Source organism: Phyllobacterium sp. 22229 (assembly GCF_052056495.1).
Lineage (GTDB): Bacteria > Pseudomonadota > Alphaproteobacteria > Rhizobiales > Rhizobiaceae > Phyllobacterium > Phyllobacterium myrsinacearum.
The window spans coordinates 1-16,749 of the sequence record NZ_JBQEPA010000041.1 but is presented as its reverse complement, the minus strand read 5'-3'; the positions used below and the strand labels follow the sequence as shown (position 1 = coordinate 16,749).

Here is a 16,749-nt window from a genome sequence, read left to right as displayed (position 1 = left end):
CCAGATCGCCGATGCGATCGGCGCCTACCTCATGGTCGACATGGCGCATATCGCCGGTCTCGTGGCTGCCGGTGTGCCAATTTGGCCTGGCTGTTGCGGTCGAGAGCCTGTTTGAGCGCTTCGCTGCAGTCCGATAGAAGCGGCGGCACGGGCGGCGGACCCGCAGATTGCTCCGACCTGGCGGCAGTGAAGGCACGGTAATGGGCCGAGACGCGCCGGACATAGTTGCGGGTTTCGGCAATAGTCGGAATCTGGCCGTTGCGCAGGCTCGCCCGGTTGGGTCCGGCATTATAGGCGGCAGCGGCAAGATCCATGCGCCCGCCGAACCGGTCGAGATTGGCCTTCAGATAGCGCATGCCGCCGCGGATATTGCCTTCAAGACTATAAGGATTGACCCCAAGCGCGGCAGCCGTTGCCGGCATCAGCTGCATGACGCCGATGGCACCGGCCGCCGAGCGGGCATTCTGGCTGAAATGCGATTCCTGCTGGGCGATGGCAAGAGCAAGGTTCGGATCAATGCCCTCTTGCTTTGCCATGCGCCGGACCATGGCAGCGACGGTCTCCCGGCCGGCTGCAATGGCGGCGCTGCCCGGCACGGCCGCAGCATCGCCGGCGGTACAGGGACCGGAGGCCGCATCCTGCGGGGGGACAGCGCTCTGCACCATGCCGCCCGTTGCATTTTTGATGACACGCATGTGCCCGCCAGAGCGCTTCATCCGCGATCCGGTCTCGCCCTGCGCCTCCGCACGCGCGGCATCATTGACGAGTACCTCGGCCCTGCCGGCACCCGGCGCGGGAACGAGCGCGACCAGCGTCAGCAAAACCGCATGGCTATGGCGCGGCATGGTCATGATTTTCTCCTTCCTGTGGCGGCCAGCCGCAGAAGGCGGGCAGCCAGGCACTGGGGTCATCGCCATATTTCTGCCGCAGCGCCTCGCATTCGCGCACCGTTGTCTCGCGACCGCTGAGCACCTTGACGAAATCCATCATGTGCGACAGGTCAAGGCGGGCAATGACGGAAGCCTTTGCGTGCTTGATCAACATGAAATGGCTGGCCGGATCGGCGTTCTTCACCCAATCGAATTCGGCGCGCGAGAGGCTGAAATGCCGGCGGTATGAGGGGATGTCCGCCTTGGCATTGGCGAAGAAAATATTGGTGGATGTCTGTTCGATGATGGTCCGCGCCACCTTTGATTCCACCACGTCGGAGGCGGACTGCGTGCCGAAGATCACCATGCCGTTGCGCTTGCGGATGGTCTTGAAATAATCCTTCAAGAAATCGATGAAGACATCATCGTCGAGAAGCCGCCAGGCCTCATCCATGAGATTGATGACCGGCGCGCCGTCATAGATTTCGTCCAGGCGGTGAAACATGTACAAGAGCGCTGCGGTGCGCAGCGCAGGCGTATCAAGGATGCGCGTCATGTCAAAGCCGATACAGTTTGACCTGAGATCCATTGCATCGCGCTCATTGTCGAACAGCCAGGCATGGGGACCATGCCCGATCCATTTGTCAAGACGGGCCGACAGGCCGCCATCGCTGTGCTGCCTGCCGTCGAAAAGGGTCTTGAGCGAGGATAGACGGCGCATGGCAATATCGCGGGTTGTCAGGATCGTTGCCAATGCGCTGGCGATGATGGCTTCCTCTTGCGCGGAAAGGCTTGTTCCGTTGTCCGGTTTGAGCATGTAGCCGACAAGCCGCAGCAGAAAGGCACGGTTGCGCGCCGTATCGGGCAAAAGCAGCGGATTCCAACCCGACGGCCTGCCCGGATCCAGGGTCAGATAGGTACCGCCCACGGCGCGCACCATCGGGTCCAGACCGCGGTCCTTGTCAAAGATGACGGTTTTCAGGCGGCGGTCCACCCGGTGCGCCTCAAGGACGAGGAATGCCATGACCACCGTCTTACCGGAGCCCGTCGGGCCGAAGACGGTGGTGTGGCCGACGTCCCGTTCATGGAAATTGAAGAAGAAGGGCGTGCCCGACGTGGTTTCGAAGATGGTGATCGCCGGGCCCCAATGATTGCCGTCCGGGCGGCCATAGGGGTAGGCATGGAAGGAGGCAAAACCGGCAAAATTGAGCGTCGATATGACGGCGCGCCGGGCAATATAGGCATGATTGCCCGGCAGTTGCGCCCAGTAGCAGGGTTCGCAGTTGAAATCCTCGCGCACATAGGAAGCACCGATTGCGCCGAGCTGGGCGCCGATGTCGGCGACCGCGTCGTCGAGCGCAGCCGTCGAGGCGGCGATCGGCATGAGCGTCAGATGATGTTCGGCAAAGGCAACCTCCTTGCGGGCCAACTGGTCGCGCGCAAGCGCCAGATCGTCCTGCAGGCTCGATCCCGCTTCGTCGGCCTTGGCAAGCTGGCGGTCCAGCCGGTCGATCCGGCCGCGGGCGACGAGGTCATCGAGAAAGGACAGGGACTGCGTGAGGATCATTTCGTGCGGAAGCTGCAGCACATAGTCCAGCATGCCGGCGCCGGTTTCGGCCGGATAGTCCTTGAGGGATACCAGTGCGGCGAAGCGCGCATGATCCGGCACCGGTCCCTCCAGATGGATGCAGCGGTTGCCGATCGAAATGCGCTGGCCCGGCAGAAGCTGGTCGAGCGGCGAGGCGCCGAGGCGGACGGGCCGCATCCGGCCCGCATTGAGGAGAGCGTGGAGGAACTCGGCCTGTTCGCAAAACCAGGCGGTCTTGCCGTCCTGCGGCAGGGGGCGGCCGGGGATTCGATCCTGATAGAAATAGGACCCATCCGGACGCGTGATCGTGTACCGTTCAACATCCCGCAGCGGTTTGGGGCCATAGGCATCGAGCGTCTTGACGAGGGCGCTGATCCCCTCAGCGAGCCTGTCGCACAACTCCTGCCGGATGCGCCGGCCGGCGTCCCGGCCGCGCGGCAGCAGCCGTGACAGGGCGGTGTCATGGGCAAAGAGCGGCCGAATGACAAGGGTGAGGTAAAGGTCATTGACGAACATTTCATGGCGCGCGATGTGGCGCTGATACTGCGCGTCAAGCCGGGTAATGAAAGGGTTGCCCGTATCGGCCGGCAGGGTTGGCCGCACCTTGCGGCGAATGGTGTGGCTATAGAGGGAAAAACTGCCAAGCGAGGCTATTGCGCGCAAGGCGGTGTTGCGGTTTTTCTGCAGAAGATTGATCTCATCAATATCGGCGGTTTCAAAGGAAAACCCGTTCAGCCGGATGGTCGACAGAAGGCACCCGGTTTTGGTGCCGATGACGCCATTTGCGACCGGGCGCAAATAGGGGATATGGCTGCCGATGGACCGATCGGCAAAAATCCGCCAGCCATGCACGAGAGAGGATTTGAGCCCGGTCGCAACCATATCAGGCTCCATAGGTGCGCACACCGCCAAGCGAGCGACCGACCGGATTGCGGCCGCAGGCGGATTGCCGGAAAAGAATCTCGAAGAACCACAGATCGCCTTTCACACACAGCACATAGAGCGCCACATGGCAGACGCAGAGGGCAAGCGGCAGCCACAGGATCGATCCGAGAATGAGATAGACCATCATCGAGATGAAGGCTTCGACACAGACATAGAGATAGGGAACGCCCAGAATGGTCGGGGGCCGCGTCAGGGCAAGGATGACGGGAAAGGTAGCGACATGATCGTCACCGTGCTCGTGATCATTGTGATAGCCAAAATCCATGTCGGCGGGCCCCCTCAATTACCGGCCAGGAAGCCGACGAGCTCGGCGGCGGCAAACATGCCGGCCAAGGCGCCGCCGACCCGCAGCAAGGCACCCCAGGACCAGAAGCCAAAGGCCGCGGCAAGGAACATGCCGATAAAGGCCATTGCCCCGACGGAACGCCCGAATTTTCCGGTGAAAAACTGGACGAGACGGTCGGCGGCGTTTTCCAGTTTCTGCAGACTCTGGGCAGCGGCGGGATCCGTCCGGAACAGCATCAGCATCCCGATGCACAGGCCAAGTATCACGCCATGCAACACCAGCCTGCGCTGGAGCGTGGATCGCAGCGGCCGCATCATGGCTTCTCCTTCAACATGCGTGCAGGCAGTCCAGCTGATCCTGCCGGCAGCGCCGGTTGAGGCTCCGGCATCACGGGCCCGCCATCGGAATAGATGAGCATCAACGACGATATCCGGTCGCGCCGGGGCGAGCCTCCGCGCGGCGCCGCGGCGTGCCACGGCGCGCTGCGGATGTCCCGCTGCGCTTGATTTGTGCCGGTGTAAAGCCCGATGACCCTCGTGACATAGGCGGCGGTTTCGCGGATGAGGGGCAGGGAGGCGCGCGCGTCGACCCGCGGTTCACCGGCATGATAGGCGCTGGCGATGAGAACGGGGTTGCGATATTTTTCGGCCAGGATGTGCAGGAACCGCGCGGCGGCGCGGATGTTTTGAGCGGGCACCGTCAGATCAGCAGCACCCAATGCACGGCCGGTGGCGGGCATGAGCTGCATCAGGCCGACGGCACCCGCGGGACTGATAGCGGCCGGATCGAAGGCCGCATTTTCGCTGTGCAGGATTGCCAGCATCAGATTGATGTCCACGCGCTCATGGCGTGCCGCATCGATAAGGATACGGGCATAGTCCTCCGGCACCGGCGCCAGAAGGTCCGGGCGGGGCGGCGCATCCACCCCCAACGAGATGACCGACGATCCGCCAGGGCCCGCCGCAAGCGGCAGGGCGACATCCGTAAGAGGCAATGATGGGCCGCGCTCTTGGCCGGCTGCAACCGACAACATCGACACGAGAAGGACGGCGCCGCAGGGCAGGGCAGCGGCGCTGAAATTCGGGCAACCGAAGGTTCGAAGGCGCATTTTCATGGCAAGAAAATCTCCATCTCGCCATTATACACAATATTTCTAGTATTTCAACAATTTATTTTTCATTATAACTTTAATGCATGGTATTTATATTGCAAATCTCGTAAAATATATTCGTAACTTATGTAAGTAATAAAAACTATATTTCTTTTATACGCTTTCGTATCCTGCGTTATTCGAAGTCCTTCCATGAATTACCTATAAATACAACTCTAGTTTTACTTTTCGATCTGCTGAACCCACTCGAAGGCCGGGCGGCCCGCTGCCAGCTTCACAAGAATAACACTAGAGTTTTATTTTTAAGCGTCTTGCCAGTCGGCCCAGCGCGCGGATCGGCACCCGCACGGATAGCCAAGAGCGGACGGGCGCAGCTTGCGGAGGATAACGGCCACGGCTCCACCGTTCCTACACAAAAGATGCATGAATTCTCGATTGAGGCATTCGAGAAAGCGACTTTCCCGCACAGTCTGCCGCAATGAGGATCCGTGACACATGCGCAAATTGCTCTTCCTTGGCGTCCCGATGGCCGCGCTTCTGGCAGGCGCGGCCGCCGCCATTACCCTTTCCAGCGAAATCAAGGCCATCGATGCAAAGCTGGGGATCATTATCCTCAGCAATGGCGCAACCTATGAACTGGCCCCGGGCGTGGACGCGGGCAAGCTCAGGCCCGGCGATAAGGTCACCATCGACTATGAGCAAATCGGCGCGCATTCCGTGATCTCAAACATCAAAAAGGTGAAATAGCAGCGCCTGCGCCGGCGCAAGCGGCGCGGCAATCCTTGCGCTGCGCGTCATCCGCACGCTGCCTTGCTGCGGCGGTCAGGGCCGCAGCGACATTGCCAGCGGGACGCTGCAATTCAGCCGTCAAAGCACCAACACACCAACTGAGGAGTGAAGCATGTCTACAGGCCACGGCCATCTTGATGCATCGAACAAGAGGATTGCGCTGCTCATTGCGGTGCTTGCTCTGTTTCTCGCCTTGAGCGAGACATTGGGAAAGAACGCCCAGACCGGAGCGCTCAGCCACAATGTCGATGCGTCCAATCTCTGGGCCTTCTTTCAGGCCAAGAGCATTCGGCAGACTGTCGTGCGCACAGCCGCCGAGGGGATGGAAGTCGGCCGGACGAGCGCCTCCCCGGAGACGGCCGCGACAATTGCCGCCACGCTGGAGCGCTGGAACAAGAATGTCGGGCGCTGGGAGAGCGAACCGGAAACGCAGGAGGGCCGCAAGGAGATCGCCTTGCGCGCCAAGGCGGCCGAGACGGCGCGCGATCTGTCCCTGGCGCGCTACCATCATTATGAACTTGCCTCCGCCGCGATACAGATTGCCATCGTCCTGGCTTCGGCAGCGGTTGTCACCGGCATTGCGGCTTTGATCTGGTTCACGGGCGCGCTGGGTTGCATCGGGCTCCTCTTCACAGCGCTCGGCTTGTGGGCGCCGCACAGTCTTCATCTGCTTTAAGACACCGGCGCAGCACGTGTCTTGCGCGCACCAAGAGGGGGAATCGATGCGCCTGTTCTGCCGCACGCTCGAGGCGGATTCCAAACGGCTTGCCTTCGCCATCGAGATCACGACGGAGCGGGTGTCACCGGCCACCGTGCGGGAGCGCGCATGCAGGCAGCCATTGGCATGGATGGCGTTCCCGCCCGCCTTGACGAAGGTATCCGTTATCGGTTGGACCCCAGACGGTCGCCATGCCTGTGTCTTGTCGCACGGCCGATCCGTTTGGGATCGGTTCCGTTTGTGACCGCCTCCCACCGTCACGGCCCGGTCACCGCAGAACGACGTCGGTTCGGTATGATCAGCGGGCGGCTATGCATTGCGGCGATGGGCAATCGCTCATCCCAATGGGTTCAAACACAGCGGGCCGCAGATTGGTCTCGACACAACCTCCACGCGGCAAGCAGGAAATCTCCACAAGGAAAGACGACGCTGGTGCTGCATCCGTTCAAGGCGCGAGCATGGAGATTGACATGGCCACTTTACGCAAATTAACCGCGCTTTTGCTTGCAGCACCCTTGGTGCTCGGCATTGGCCCCGCGCAAGCCGATGATTGGGCTGATTATGGGGAGGGGTATAGTGATGGCTACAGCGACGGCTATCATTCGGGCTACGGCAACGCCTATTCCGACTACGAACCCCGCTACAGGAGTTCGCGCAGCGATGTCGGTGGAGCGCTTGCGCTCGGGGTGATCGGCGGTGTGGCGCTTGGTGCGATTGCAACGTCGCGGGCTCCCACGCCAGTGATCGTGCACGAGGATTCCGGCTGTTACCGCACCTGGGAAAGGGCATGGAACCGATATTCCGGCACGTATCAGCGCAAGCGCGTTCTGATCTGCAACTGATCTCATCGCCTGTCGGACAAGCCGGGCGCTGGAAAGGATTCTTTCGACAGATTGCGCACAGACGCTGACGCAGGGTTGCTGCATGGTCGACAGCGATCAATCGCGCGCCTCATGCGGCCGTCGCGGAGAGACAATGGTCAAAACCTGACTTGAGGCTATGATTTATGCAAGAAGAGACCCGGCAGTTGCCTTCATCCCCCCCTGCCAGGTCTCAAGCGGCACCTCAGTGCAGCCGTTTGGCTTATGATCGACGCGGTGGTAACGGTCAAATCACGAATGTTGTTGCCGATCATCTGTTCCGGGTAAGCAGGAGCCTGCGCAAACGCCGTTGCGACCGGCGCAATGAGCTGTTTGCATCACGGTTTCGAACCATGGCATCAGATCGCTGGGCCCTGATGATGATGGTCTTTGTTCGCTTATCCGCGTTGATAAATGACACTTTGACCTGCACGACACGTCCTTTCTGTGAACGTCTCATGACAATGTAGTCTGACTTGCTTTCAAATGGCTGAACGGCAGCGGAAGCATTGAGGCTTTGCAACGCGTTCGTCGAGGCAGCCTTCTCGTCGAGGGCGATTATCCAATTGCCGCTCATCAACACCGATGGGCGCGCAACCGTTTTCGGTTGCGCTGGTTTGAACCAACAAGAGCGCCGGGACTGCATTGATCTCGCTCGGCCTGGCTGTCCCGGATTTGCGTCATTTCGTTTGCCGCAATTTCGACAGGCGCATTTCAACATCTGTCTTTCCCCTGGTATCCAGGGCAAGGGCGGTGATGTCGACAAGCGAGGCGAGCGCGGCCAAGACTTCTTCATGGTGCCATCCGGCGCGGGTCGCTTCGACAACCAGTTGAACAAACACTTCTTCTATGGCCGTCTGGCAATCCTCGAAACGATCAGGATAATTGCCCGTTTTTGTGGGAGACGTGATGTTCATTGACCTGCCCTGATTGTGCAAAACCATCAAGTTCACCTGAGGCAGGCGCCCTTGACGCGTGCTATGCCGACGCCTCTTGACGGTTTCAGGCCGCCGGTTGCCGATCCGGTCGCAAGTGAAACACATTATTGCTTCAAGCGGTGGCCCGCGCGCGATAATGTGTCCAATCATGCGCCTGTACAAGGGCCATTCAATGGCCGTGCACGAGAATTGAAGTGAAGGGGAACCGGGGATGGCAGAGGAAGAAAGACCGAGCAAACGCTTTCGCCTGCCGCCTGAACGGATCGCGCAGATCGCCACACTTCTGGTCAGGGATGATATGGGAGAGAGCGCAGGCGATCTCGGTCATCTGGCGGCAACCTCACGTTATATCCGCAAAGTCGTTGCCGGCCCGCCGCGGTCAGAGACCGTTGGACGTACCGATGATGCTGGCGGCGGATCGCCGGAATTGAAACGCGTGCGAGCACGCATCGATGGTCTACGAACCTTTGCAAAAACCATCTATGAAACGGCTCTGGCGCAAACACTGCCGCCGTTCGACGACCGGTTCAGGAAAAGCGAGCCTTCAAATGCGCAGCACCCGGTGTTTGCCTATGAAACGCGTGCAGGCCGAACCGCTGAAACTGCGCTCTGCAGCCGTTGCGCATCACGTGGAGACGGTGGAGGCCATTCTCCATCTTCTTTCCCATGATGAACCGGTCCGATTTTGTCACCAAAATCCTCGACAATCATGATCCTTTGGACAAATCCGAGGCGCTTCATCAAATGGCGGACTATCTCGGCGCCCTGTCCAGGAATGATGGCTCACGCCTCATCGGGCGGGCGTCCGATGCGGATTTGGCCATGCTGAGCAAAACATTCAAGCAAAACTATTCGGTGGACCCGGCATTGCGGGGGGATGAGCGTATCCATGCCGAAATTGACAGAAGAGACGGTCTGCGGGCGATCACCGCGTCGTGGTCGAGGCATCGACCATGTTGCGACGGGGATCGACATTGCCGCGGCAAGACCTGGCAGGCAGCAAGATGCCATTGCGGCCCAACAGGCAGAGAAGCATCCGGGTCCGAAACGCCGGCCTTGACACCGCTCTTAATGGCGGCAGCGCTCGAATGCAAAGCCGGGCAAATTCTGCAGGCACGGCGTCCTGTTGTCCTTCGGCTGCTCTGTCTGCTGCGGGGTTAGCACCACCGTCAGGATCAAGGGTCCGAAGAAGAAGGCAAAGATGACGGTCAGGCCGAGGAGCGATCGGGCGAGCGAACGAATCCCGATCCCCCTTGGCAACAAGAGCCTGTTGCGCAAGAACACGGCCCTGCGCTGAGTTGACTGTCTATTCATCTGACTTCGTTCAGATCGAGGGTCATTGGCCGCAACATGCTCCTATCCCGTGCAAATTCGATGGAGATCCTGTGCAGGCACCACCCAGACGGAGCGCGTGTAAAGCGCCTGTCGCGCATCACCTTTCGGGCCGCCGCGCCCGATCCTTGATACGGTGCGGCGGCGCGCTGGCCATGGTCCGGACGCAGCCGAACGGACGGCGCGAATTCCATGGCGGCGATCGAGCAATTCTGGGCGCGCAAAGAACGGAAAGCCGTGACCATGATGAAGGAGGATCCGATCACCTTCACCTCATCTCCATATGATCTTCGCATTGTCTGAACAGAGTGGCGATCCTGTACCCGAAAGGGTCAAGATGCTCGCACAACGTTTCACCATCCTCCTCTGCATCTTCGCCGTAGCCTTCGCAATCCTGCTCTGTCTGCTTGCCGGTGACCTGCGCATCAATATCCGGCTGCACGGCGTCGCGGGCATGGACTGCGGGCGGCAGATCGCCGGGCTTCGCACTGCCGGGGACCACCGAGACCTCCATGGGTTGTGACAACCCCATGGTTTGAAGGTGTGCCTGCGTTAAAACCCATGTCGACGTGGCTGTCCCAGTGCCGCACCAGCGATGGTCACCTTGGGCACCTGCACCATAATCCACGGTCTCTTCGCATAGCCTCGACAGAGTCTGGTCAGAGAAGATTGACAAGCAGCATGTTTGGACAATTCCAGCTAGGAGTACTCGAGAATGAAGAGACTGTTTCTCACCATCGCAACTGTCGCCGCCTTGCTTTCGGGGGCTGCGAGCGCGGCGACGCTTTCAAGTGAAATCAAATCGATCGACACAAAGCTGCAGACACTCACACTCACGGATGGGAAAGTGTACCAATTGGCCAGGGGCGTTTCCGTCAACAAGCTCAAAATCGGCGACAAGGTCTCCGTCAGCTATGATCAGAGTGGAACCAAACTGGTGGTTACCAAGATCGAGAAGATCAAATAGGTCCGCCGGCGCGGCGGCTCTAGCCGTCGCGCCACGGCCCGGGACGCGCAATAGGCCTGCATTGCCGCTTTCCCCGATGGCGGGAATCTCCGACCACTGTGAACGGACCAAAACCGGCACCACCGCCCTTGCCGATGTCCCACGGACCTTGCCCAAGCCTCCCTTTGCGGCCCTCTGCCGCAAAGGGAGGCTTGGGCATCCCGGCGATGTCTCTGGCGGACATGCCGCATTCCTGCGATGCCGCAGCTGCTCCATGAGCGTGTGAACAGGCGCAGCCCGGTTCAGCGTCAGCTGCCGGCTGTTTCGATACGCTCACCGGCATGGTCTGGCCCTCCTGCTGCAACGTTTCAAAGCGTCGGGCAGAGCTGCGCCTGCCTGCCCCATTCCGGCTCAGGGCGCGGCATCGGCAGTGCCGCTCCAGCCGCCGCCCAGTGCCTTGTTGAGGGCGATATAGGCCGCTGTGATCGCCAGCTGGCTGTTGATGAGCGCAGTTTCGGAGCCGTAGAGAGCCCGCTGACTATCCAGAAGGTTCAAATATTCGCTCGCACCGGATGCATATTGAATGCGTGCGGCATTGGCAGCTTTGCGGTAGGCTCTGACCGCAGCGGCAAGTTTCGTATGGCGGTCCTGTTGCCGCGTCAGGGAGATGATCGCATTCTCCACTTCGCCCATGGCGGTCAGAACTGCGGATTGATAGGTCAGCAAAGCCTGATCGCGCCGGGCGTTGGCGCCATCGACCGCCGCCTGCAGCTGGCCACCGCGCAACAGTGGAAGGGTCAGGCTTGGTCCGATCGCCCAGCCGATTGTCGATTTCTGCGCCAGATCGCTGATCCCCATGGCCTGGGTCGTGATGTTGCCGGTCAAGCTGATCGATGGATAGCGGGCGGCTTCGGCAACGCCGATGCGGGCGGTCGCCTGGGCAAGCTGGCGCTCGGCCATCCTCAGATCCGGCCGATTGGAAAGGATATCCGCCGGCACGCCGAGCGGCAACGGAAACCGTGGACGGGGAATGGGCGCCCTCTTGGACAATTCGCCCGTCAGCGCGGCCGGGGCAAGGCCAAGAAGGATACCCAGGCGGTGGACCGCCAGGCTATGATCGATCTCGAAGGTTGCTCCATCCGCCTGCGTGGTCGCCGCGACTGCCTCTGCCCGTGCCATATCGGCATTTGCCGCCGACCCTGCATCATATTTGGCTCTGATCAGCGAGGCGGTTTGGCGCTGGGATTGGGCGGTCCGGCGGGCCAATCCGAGGAGGGCCTGCTGGGCACGCACCTGTGTGTAGTTCAAGACAACGTCGCCGACAAGCACCAACAGGGTGTTGCGCAAATCCTCCTCGGATGCGTCAAGACCGTAACGCGCCGCTTCCGCGGCCCGCTGTTTGCCGCCAAACAGGTCGAGCTCCCATCGCGCATCGAACCCGGCCTGGTGCTGGGTCGAGACGGCATGAGCGCCGTCATTGGCCGCAATACCGGGCGAGCGCGTCCGATTGACCGAGGATGTGCCATTGGCAAGGGGAAAGAGCGCGCCCGTCTCCTGGCGCAGGGTCGCGCGCGCTTCAAGGATCCGCGCTTTTGCCAGAGCAACATTCAAATTGCCTTGAACGGCCCGCTCGACAAGGGCCGTCAGCAGCGGATCATTCAATCGCTTCCACCAGTGGGCCAGCCGGGGCGCCGGCTGGCGCATTTTCCGGTCGCCAGTGTTGCTCCAGCGTGCGGGCAGCGGCATGCCGGGGGTCTGGTGGTTGGGCCCCACCATGCAACCGGCCAGAACAACGGTTGCAAGCAGCGCCGCCAGAGCTTTGCCGGTGCAGTTTTTGCGGGTTACCCGATTTCCATTTGTGATACGCATGAAATGCCACACTCTCCTTGAGATGCAAAGCTTCTGACCGGACCGCGCCGCGGCATGCACCCCTCTGTGTGCACATGGCGGGCGGGGGACTGGCCGTCGGTCCCAATTGAGGTTGAGCCTTGCCCGAGGAGCGCAACCAGGAACCCGGCCAGCGGCAAAGAAAAACAAGTCCCGGGGAAAGGCTCTGATACCCCTCTTTTTTACTCACGCGACAGCGCATCAACGGGATCGAGCCGTGCGGCGTTGCGGGCGGGCAGATAACCGAACACAAGACCAACCGTGATTGCCGAAGCGCTGGCGATCACGATGGAAGCGCCCGTAAAAATCATCGGAAACTCCCCATCTCTCGAGCCAATCCCGCTGCCGGCGGCAAGCGCCAGGCCGATGCCGAGCGCGGCGCCGGCAAGACAGATTGCCAGGGCTTCGATCTGGAACTGCAGCATGATGTCGATGCGCCGGGCACCGACCGCCATGCGCAAGCCGATCTCCTTCGTCCGTTCGGTGACGGATACAAGCATGATGTTCATCACCCCGATGCCGCCGACGATCAGGGCAATGGCCGCAACCGAGGTGATGAGCAGAGTCATGGAGCGCGACGTGTTCTCAAAGGTCTTGCGCAATTGATCGCTGTTGAAGATGAAGAAATCCTTCGTCCCGTGCCGGCGCGTCAGCAGGCTGGCGACGGCACCCTCCGCAAGCCGGGTATCGACGCTGTCGGAAACCCGGACGGTCAGCCCGTTGAGGCTGGACGCCGGGCCGCTCAGCCGCCCCATCACCGTCGTATAGGGAAGGAATATCTGCAGGTTGCGGCCGGCTTCACTGGCCCGGCGCGGGGCCAGGATGCCCGAGACCACCATGGGAACCTGCTGAACCAGGATGATTTTGCCGATGGGATTGGGGTCATCGGCAAACAGACGCCGCCTGGTGTTGTCGTCAATGACAGCAAGCTGCGATCGTTCCGCGACGCCGTGCCGGTCAAAAAACCGCCCGCGGCCAAGCTTGAGATTGTTGACCTGGAAATAGCTTTCGCCCACGCCATTGATCTCGGCATTGACAAGCACATTGCCCCGGCGCGCCGTTCCGGAGGTTGCAAGAACCGGCGATACGCTGTCAATATAGGGCTGCGCCGCAAGTGCCGTCGCATCCTCGGGGGTCAGCGTGTGGATGCGGCTGGCCCGCTCGTCGCCCCAATCCTGTCCGGGATAGATGCCGATCGTGCTCACACCAAGATCATTGACCTGGGCCAGAACTTTTTGCCTGGATCCTTCCCCCAGTCCAACGACGGCCACGACTGCGGCAACCCCGATGATGATTCCCAGCATGGTCAGAAACGTGCGGACACGGTGCGCAGCCATCGAGCGGAACGCCATGGGCAGGGCCTCGCCGATCCGGTGCCGGAGGCGCGAGACGCCAGCCAAGCGGGTCAGCGACGGCGCGCCAGCCGCCACGGGGCCGTCCATTTGTGCCTTGCGCCGATCGGCAACGATACGGCCGTCCAGAATCTCGATGATCCGGTCGGCATGGGCGGCGACACTGGCGTCGTGGGTGACAATGATGATGGTATGGCCTTCACGATGCAGGTCCCGCAGGATCGTCAGCACCGTTTCGCCACTCTTGCTGTCGAGCGCGCCCGTCGGCTCGTCGGCAAGGATGACATGGCCGCCATTCATCAGCGCCCGGGCGATCGAGACACGCTGCTGCTGCCCGCCCGAGAGCTGGCCTGGACGATGGTGAAGACGATCGGCAAGTCCCAGCCTGTCCAGAAGCGACCGCGCCCGTTCGCCGCGCGTGCCGGCATTCATCCCGGCATAGATGGCCGGCATCTCCACATTGCCCGCAGCGCTCAGATCCGGCATGAGATGGTAGCGCTGGAAGATGAAGCCAAAATGGTCCCGCCGCAGGCGCGCCAGTTCATCCGGAGCGAGCCGGGCCGTCTCATGCCCGTCGACACGATAGCTGCCCGAACTCGGCTGATCGAGACAGCCGAGAATGTTCATCAGCGTCGATTTGCCCGAACCGCTCGCACCGACGATCGCCACCATCTCGCCCGCAGCGATCGTCAGATCGACCGTGTCAAGCGCGACAACCGTTTCGTCACCCGATCGGTAGCGGCGCGATACATTGGTGAGTTCAATAAGCGCGGTCACAGCATCCCTCCCGTCACCGGCTCGGACAACGGTCCATCGGCACGCAGCACCACCTCATCGCCGACCGAAAGGCCATCAAGGACCTGTGCCTGCACCTTGTCGGAAAGGCCGATGGTCACGAGGCGCGCTTGCGATTTGCCGTCCGGCGTCCTGACGCGCACGCGATAACGCCCGTCAGCCTCCGGTTCGGCCAGCGCCGACCAGGGGATCAATGGGGTATCGCTGACCCTGGCGAGCACGATATTGACCTGCGCCGTCATCAGCGGCCGCAAGGCAGCGACCGGATTGGGCAGTTCCAACAGACCATTATAGTAGATCGCCACCGTGCCTTGCGGATTTGCCGCGGCCTGGATGCCGGCTTCGCTCGACATGGAGGTCGGGGCGGGCTCGATCTGCGCAAGCACCGCCTCATAACGGGTTTGCCGATCGCCCAATATCTTGAACCAGACCTTCTGGCCCGGCTTGGCTCTTCCAACATCTGCCTCTGATATTTGAATCTTCATGCGCATCGTGTCGAGCTGGGCCAGGACGACGATGGTTGGCACGGTTTGCGCGGAGTTGAGCGTCTGTCCCTGTTTGGTGATCACAGCAATGACGACGCCGTCCATCGGTGCGATGATGCGGGTATATCCAAGATTGACCCGCGCGGTCTCAACCTCGACACCGGCCTGCACCATCTGCGCCTGCAATGCGGCAACCTCGGCTTCCAGCGTCTTGTAGGCGGCTTCTGCCGTCTCGACGTCCAGGCGGGAAGCCGCCTTTTGGCTGAGGAGACTGGCCTGGCGGCGATAGACCGTGACGGCCTGGCGAAGCTGGATGGAACGCGCCTTGTGCTGGGCAGTTACATTGGCAAGCGCGGCCTCGGCGATACGCAGCGCATTGCTCTGCGGCAATGAATCGATTGTGGCAATCAGATCGCCGGCCTTGACCTTCTGGCCAAGGCTGACATGCAATGCATCGATCTGACCATTGACCTGGGCACCGACATTGACCATGCGCGCCGGCTCCAGGACGCCGTTGGCCAGGACCGTTTCTTCGATCGAACCGACGACAACCGGTGCGGTCAGCAAACCTGCCTGCTTGTTGTCTTCCAGCATTCCCGTTGCCAAAGCGATCGCAAAGACCACTCCGGCAAGGGCAAGGGCCCAGACCCATTGTCGCGCCAATCGCTGCGGTAATTTCACGGCATCGCCACCCATGTCACACTTGCTCATTCGGCGCCAAATTCATCGCCCGCCTTCAGGCGATGTGAAGGTTGTGTGCAGCTTGTATGGAGATGCCTGTTCCATTCTTGACGTTCACGGTACAAGCGCCTCTTGTGGCACTCATGATTGGCAGCGGGAGAAAGGCTATGGAAAATGCATTGATCCTCATTATCGAGGACGAGCCGGAAATCGTGGAGATACTCGAAGTCTATTTCAGCCGCGAAGGTTTCAGAACCATCAGTGCCAGCGATGGAACGATCGGTCTGGCGCATCATCAGCGCCTCAAGCCGGACCTCATCATTCTGGATGTCAAGCTGCCCGGCCAGGATGGCTATGAAGTTCTTGCCGCAATCCGCCGGCGCGGCGATACGCCGGTGATCATGGCGACCGCATTGGCCGAGGACCTCGACAAGCTTCAGGCGCTGCGGATCGGGGCGGATGACTATGTGGTCAAACCCTATAATCCGCTCGAGGTGGTTGCGCGCGCCAAGGCTGTGTTACGCAGGGCCACTGGCCGCGACGTCCAGCAGCCGATGCGCGTGGGGCCGTTGACGGTCGATCCGGGTGCCTATCTGGCATCGGTCGAGCACCCGACCGGCCCGGCGGTGCTGGAACTGACACGCACGGAATTCCGGCTATTGAGTTACATGGCGCGTTCACCCAATCGCGTGTTCGAGCGCTCCGAGCTTGTCGATGCCTGTTTGCCGGAAGGCGAGGCGCTTGAGCGCACCGTCGACAGTCATATGAGCAATCTCAGACGTAAGCTTGCCGCCGCCGGAGCTGACCGGCTCCTGTCGGGCGTTCGCGGCGTCGGCTACAGGCTGGCGGATCATTTTGGCTAAGAGCCTGAACACAAAATTGGTCATTGCCATGAGCGTTCTGACGCTGTCGGCGTTTGCCGTGATGTTCTTTGGCGTCATGGCCTATTGGCAGCTCTATGATTGGCTTTTTCCAGACGCTCCATACTCAGACAAGTGGACCGCCGGTGACTTTGTTACACTTGGCCTGATCCTGTCTATTGGTCTGACGACAGCTGTCCTTGCCGGCTGGCGGCTTGCACAAAGCGTCATCCGGCCGCTCAAATCCATCGCCAAGGCCGTCCGTGCCATTGCCGGCGGCGACTTTTCGGCGCGAGCCGAGACGATT

The 16,749-nt window shown here is 61.0% G+C and carries 17 protein-coding genes and 2 pseudogenes; 9 read left to right on the top strand and 10 right to left on the bottom strand.

The features are described 5' to 3' along the window. Positions 1–76 (top strand): annotated as a pseudogene (locus tag ACTJJ7_RS27680) (hypothetical protein); the annotation flags it as partial. A gap of 205 nt (positions 77–281) precedes the next feature. Here the strand turns inward: ACTJJ7_RS27680 and ACTJJ7_RS27675 are convergent. From ACTJJ7_RS27675 to ACTJJ7_RS27655, 5 genes and pseudogenes are all read right to left on the bottom strand, one after another. Further along, a pseudogene (locus ACTJJ7_RS27675) lies at positions 282–536 on the bottom strand (transglycosylase SLT domain-containing protein); the annotation flags it as partial. Between the two features lie 295 nt (positions 537–831). Next, positions 832–3,351, bottom strand: coding sequence for a VirB4 family type IV secretion/conjugal transfer ATPase (locus ACTJJ7_RS27670; RefSeq protein ID WP_440969461.1), 2,520 nt, complete (start codon positions 3,349–3,351; stop codon positions 832–834). Further along, a complete protein-coding gene (locus ACTJJ7_RS27665; protein ID WP_105738277.1) occupies positions 3,341–3,667 on the bottom strand; it encodes a type IV secretion system protein VirB3 in 327 nt (108 codons plus the stop codon). Before ACTJJ7_RS27665 ends, ACTJJ7_RS27670 begins: the two co-directional genes overlap by 11 nt. A gap of 14 nt (positions 3,668–3,681) precedes the next feature. Continuing rightward, positions 3,682–4,005 carry a TrbC/VirB2 family protein gene (locus tag ACTJJ7_RS27660; RefSeq protein ID WP_130273119.1) on the bottom strand — a complete coding sequence of 108 codons (324 nt, stop codon included), beginning with the start codon at positions 4,003–4,005 and terminating at the stop codon, positions 3,682–3,684. Continuing rightward, positions 4,002–4,802 carry a lytic transglycosylase domain-containing protein gene (locus ACTJJ7_RS27655; protein ID WP_440969460.1) on the bottom strand — a complete coding sequence of 267 codons (801 nt, stop codon included), beginning with the start codon at positions 4,800–4,802 and terminating at the stop codon, positions 4,002–4,004. The genes ACTJJ7_RS27660 and ACTJJ7_RS27655 overlap by 4 nt, the downstream gene beginning before the upstream one ends. 492 nt (positions 4,803–5,294) lie before the next feature. Between ACTJJ7_RS27655 and ACTJJ7_RS27650 the strand changes: the two genes are divergently transcribed. The 3 genes from ACTJJ7_RS27650 (at position 5,295) to ACTJJ7_RS27640 (ending at position 7,148) form a co-directional block, all read left to right on the top strand. After that, positions 5,295–5,546 (top strand): DUF1344 domain-containing protein, encoded by a 252-nt coding sequence (locus tag ACTJJ7_RS27650; protein WP_105738280.1) that lies wholly within the window; start codon positions 5,295–5,297, stop codon positions 5,544–5,546. A 154-nt stretch (positions 5,547–5,700) separates the two neighbouring features. Beyond that, positions 5,701–6,264, top strand: coding sequence for a DUF4337 domain-containing protein (locus ACTJJ7_RS27645; protein ID WP_105738281.1), 564 nt, complete (start codon positions 5,701–5,703; stop codon positions 6,262–6,264). 512 nt (positions 6,265–6,776) lie between these two features. Continuing rightward, entirely contained in the window at positions 6,777–7,148 is a 372-nt protein-coding gene (locus ACTJJ7_RS27640; RefSeq protein WP_130273123.1) for a hypothetical protein, read from the top strand. A 698-nt stretch (positions 7,149–7,846) separates the two neighbouring features. Here the strand turns inward: ACTJJ7_RS27640 and ACTJJ7_RS27635 are convergent. Beyond that, a complete protein-coding gene (locus tag ACTJJ7_RS27635) occupies positions 7,847–8,083 on the bottom strand; it encodes a hypothetical protein (RefSeq protein WP_105738285.1) in 237 nt (78 codons plus the stop codon). Positions 8,084–8,315: 232 nt separating this feature from the next. Here ACTJJ7_RS27635 and ACTJJ7_RS27630 point away from each other — a divergent pair, with 232 nt between their 5' ends. Both ACTJJ7_RS27630 and ACTJJ7_RS27625 read left to right on the top strand, forming a co-directional pair. Beyond that, positions 8,316–8,774, top strand: coding sequence for a hypothetical protein (locus ACTJJ7_RS27630; protein ID WP_105738286.1), 459 nt, complete (start codon positions 8,316–8,318; stop codon positions 8,772–8,774). Then, positions 8,771–9,265: a hypothetical protein gene (locus ACTJJ7_RS27625; RefSeq protein ID WP_130502139.1), complete on the top strand. Its 495-nt coding sequence runs from the start codon at positions 8,771–8,773 to the stop codon at positions 9,263–9,265. The genes ACTJJ7_RS27630 and ACTJJ7_RS27625 overlap by 4 nt, the downstream gene beginning before the upstream one ends. A gap of 439 nt (positions 9,266–9,704) precedes the next feature. Here ACTJJ7_RS27625 and ACTJJ7_RS27620 read toward each other — a convergent pair whose 3' ends face one another. Further along, on the bottom strand, positions 9,705–9,950 hold the full coding sequence (locus tag ACTJJ7_RS27620) for a hypothetical protein (RefSeq protein WP_105738289.1): 246 nt from the start codon (positions 9,948–9,950) through the stop codon (positions 9,705–9,707). A 201-nt stretch (positions 9,951–10,151) separates the two neighbouring features. On the opposite strand from ACTJJ7_RS27620, the gene ACTJJ7_RS27615 reads away from it, so the two are divergent. Continuing rightward, positions 10,152–10,403, top strand: coding sequence for a DUF1344 domain-containing protein (locus tag ACTJJ7_RS27615; protein WP_105738290.1), 252 nt, complete (start codon positions 10,152–10,154; stop codon positions 10,401–10,403). 390 nt (positions 10,404–10,793) lie between these two features. Here the strand turns inward: ACTJJ7_RS27615 and ACTJJ7_RS27610 are convergent, their stop codons facing one another. From ACTJJ7_RS27610 to ACTJJ7_RS27600, 3 genes are all read right to left on the bottom strand, one after another. Then, entirely contained in the window at positions 10,794–12,251 is a 1,458-nt protein-coding gene (locus ACTJJ7_RS27610; RefSeq protein WP_440969459.1) for an efflux transporter outer membrane subunit, read from the bottom strand. A gap of 200 nt (positions 12,252–12,451) precedes the next feature. Then, the gene (locus ACTJJ7_RS27605; protein ID WP_440969458.1) at positions 12,452–14,398 is read right to left on the bottom strand and encodes a MacB family efflux pump subunit; all 1,947 of its coding nucleotides are present in this window, start codon (positions 14,396–14,398) and stop codon (positions 12,452–12,454) included. Then, entirely contained in the window at positions 14,395–15,612 is a 1,218-nt protein-coding gene (locus ACTJJ7_RS27600; protein WP_245421279.1) for an efflux RND transporter periplasmic adaptor subunit, read from the bottom strand. The genes ACTJJ7_RS27605 and ACTJJ7_RS27600 overlap by 4 nt, the downstream gene beginning before the upstream one ends. A 137-nt stretch (positions 15,613–15,749) precedes the next feature. On the opposite strand from ACTJJ7_RS27600, the gene ACTJJ7_RS27595 reads away from it, so the two are divergent. Together ACTJJ7_RS27595 and ACTJJ7_RS27590 are read left to right on the top strand one after the other, a co-directional pair. After that, positions 15,750–16,445: a response regulator gene (locus tag ACTJJ7_RS27595; RefSeq protein WP_105733167.1), complete on the top strand. Its 696-nt coding sequence runs from the start codon at positions 15,750–15,752 to the stop codon at positions 16,443–16,445. A gap of 28 nt (positions 16,446–16,473) precedes the next feature. Then, positions 16,474–16,749 (top strand): HAMP domain-containing protein (locus ACTJJ7_RS27590; protein ID WP_440969457.1); only part of this gene is annotated, 276 nt, incomplete at its 3' end.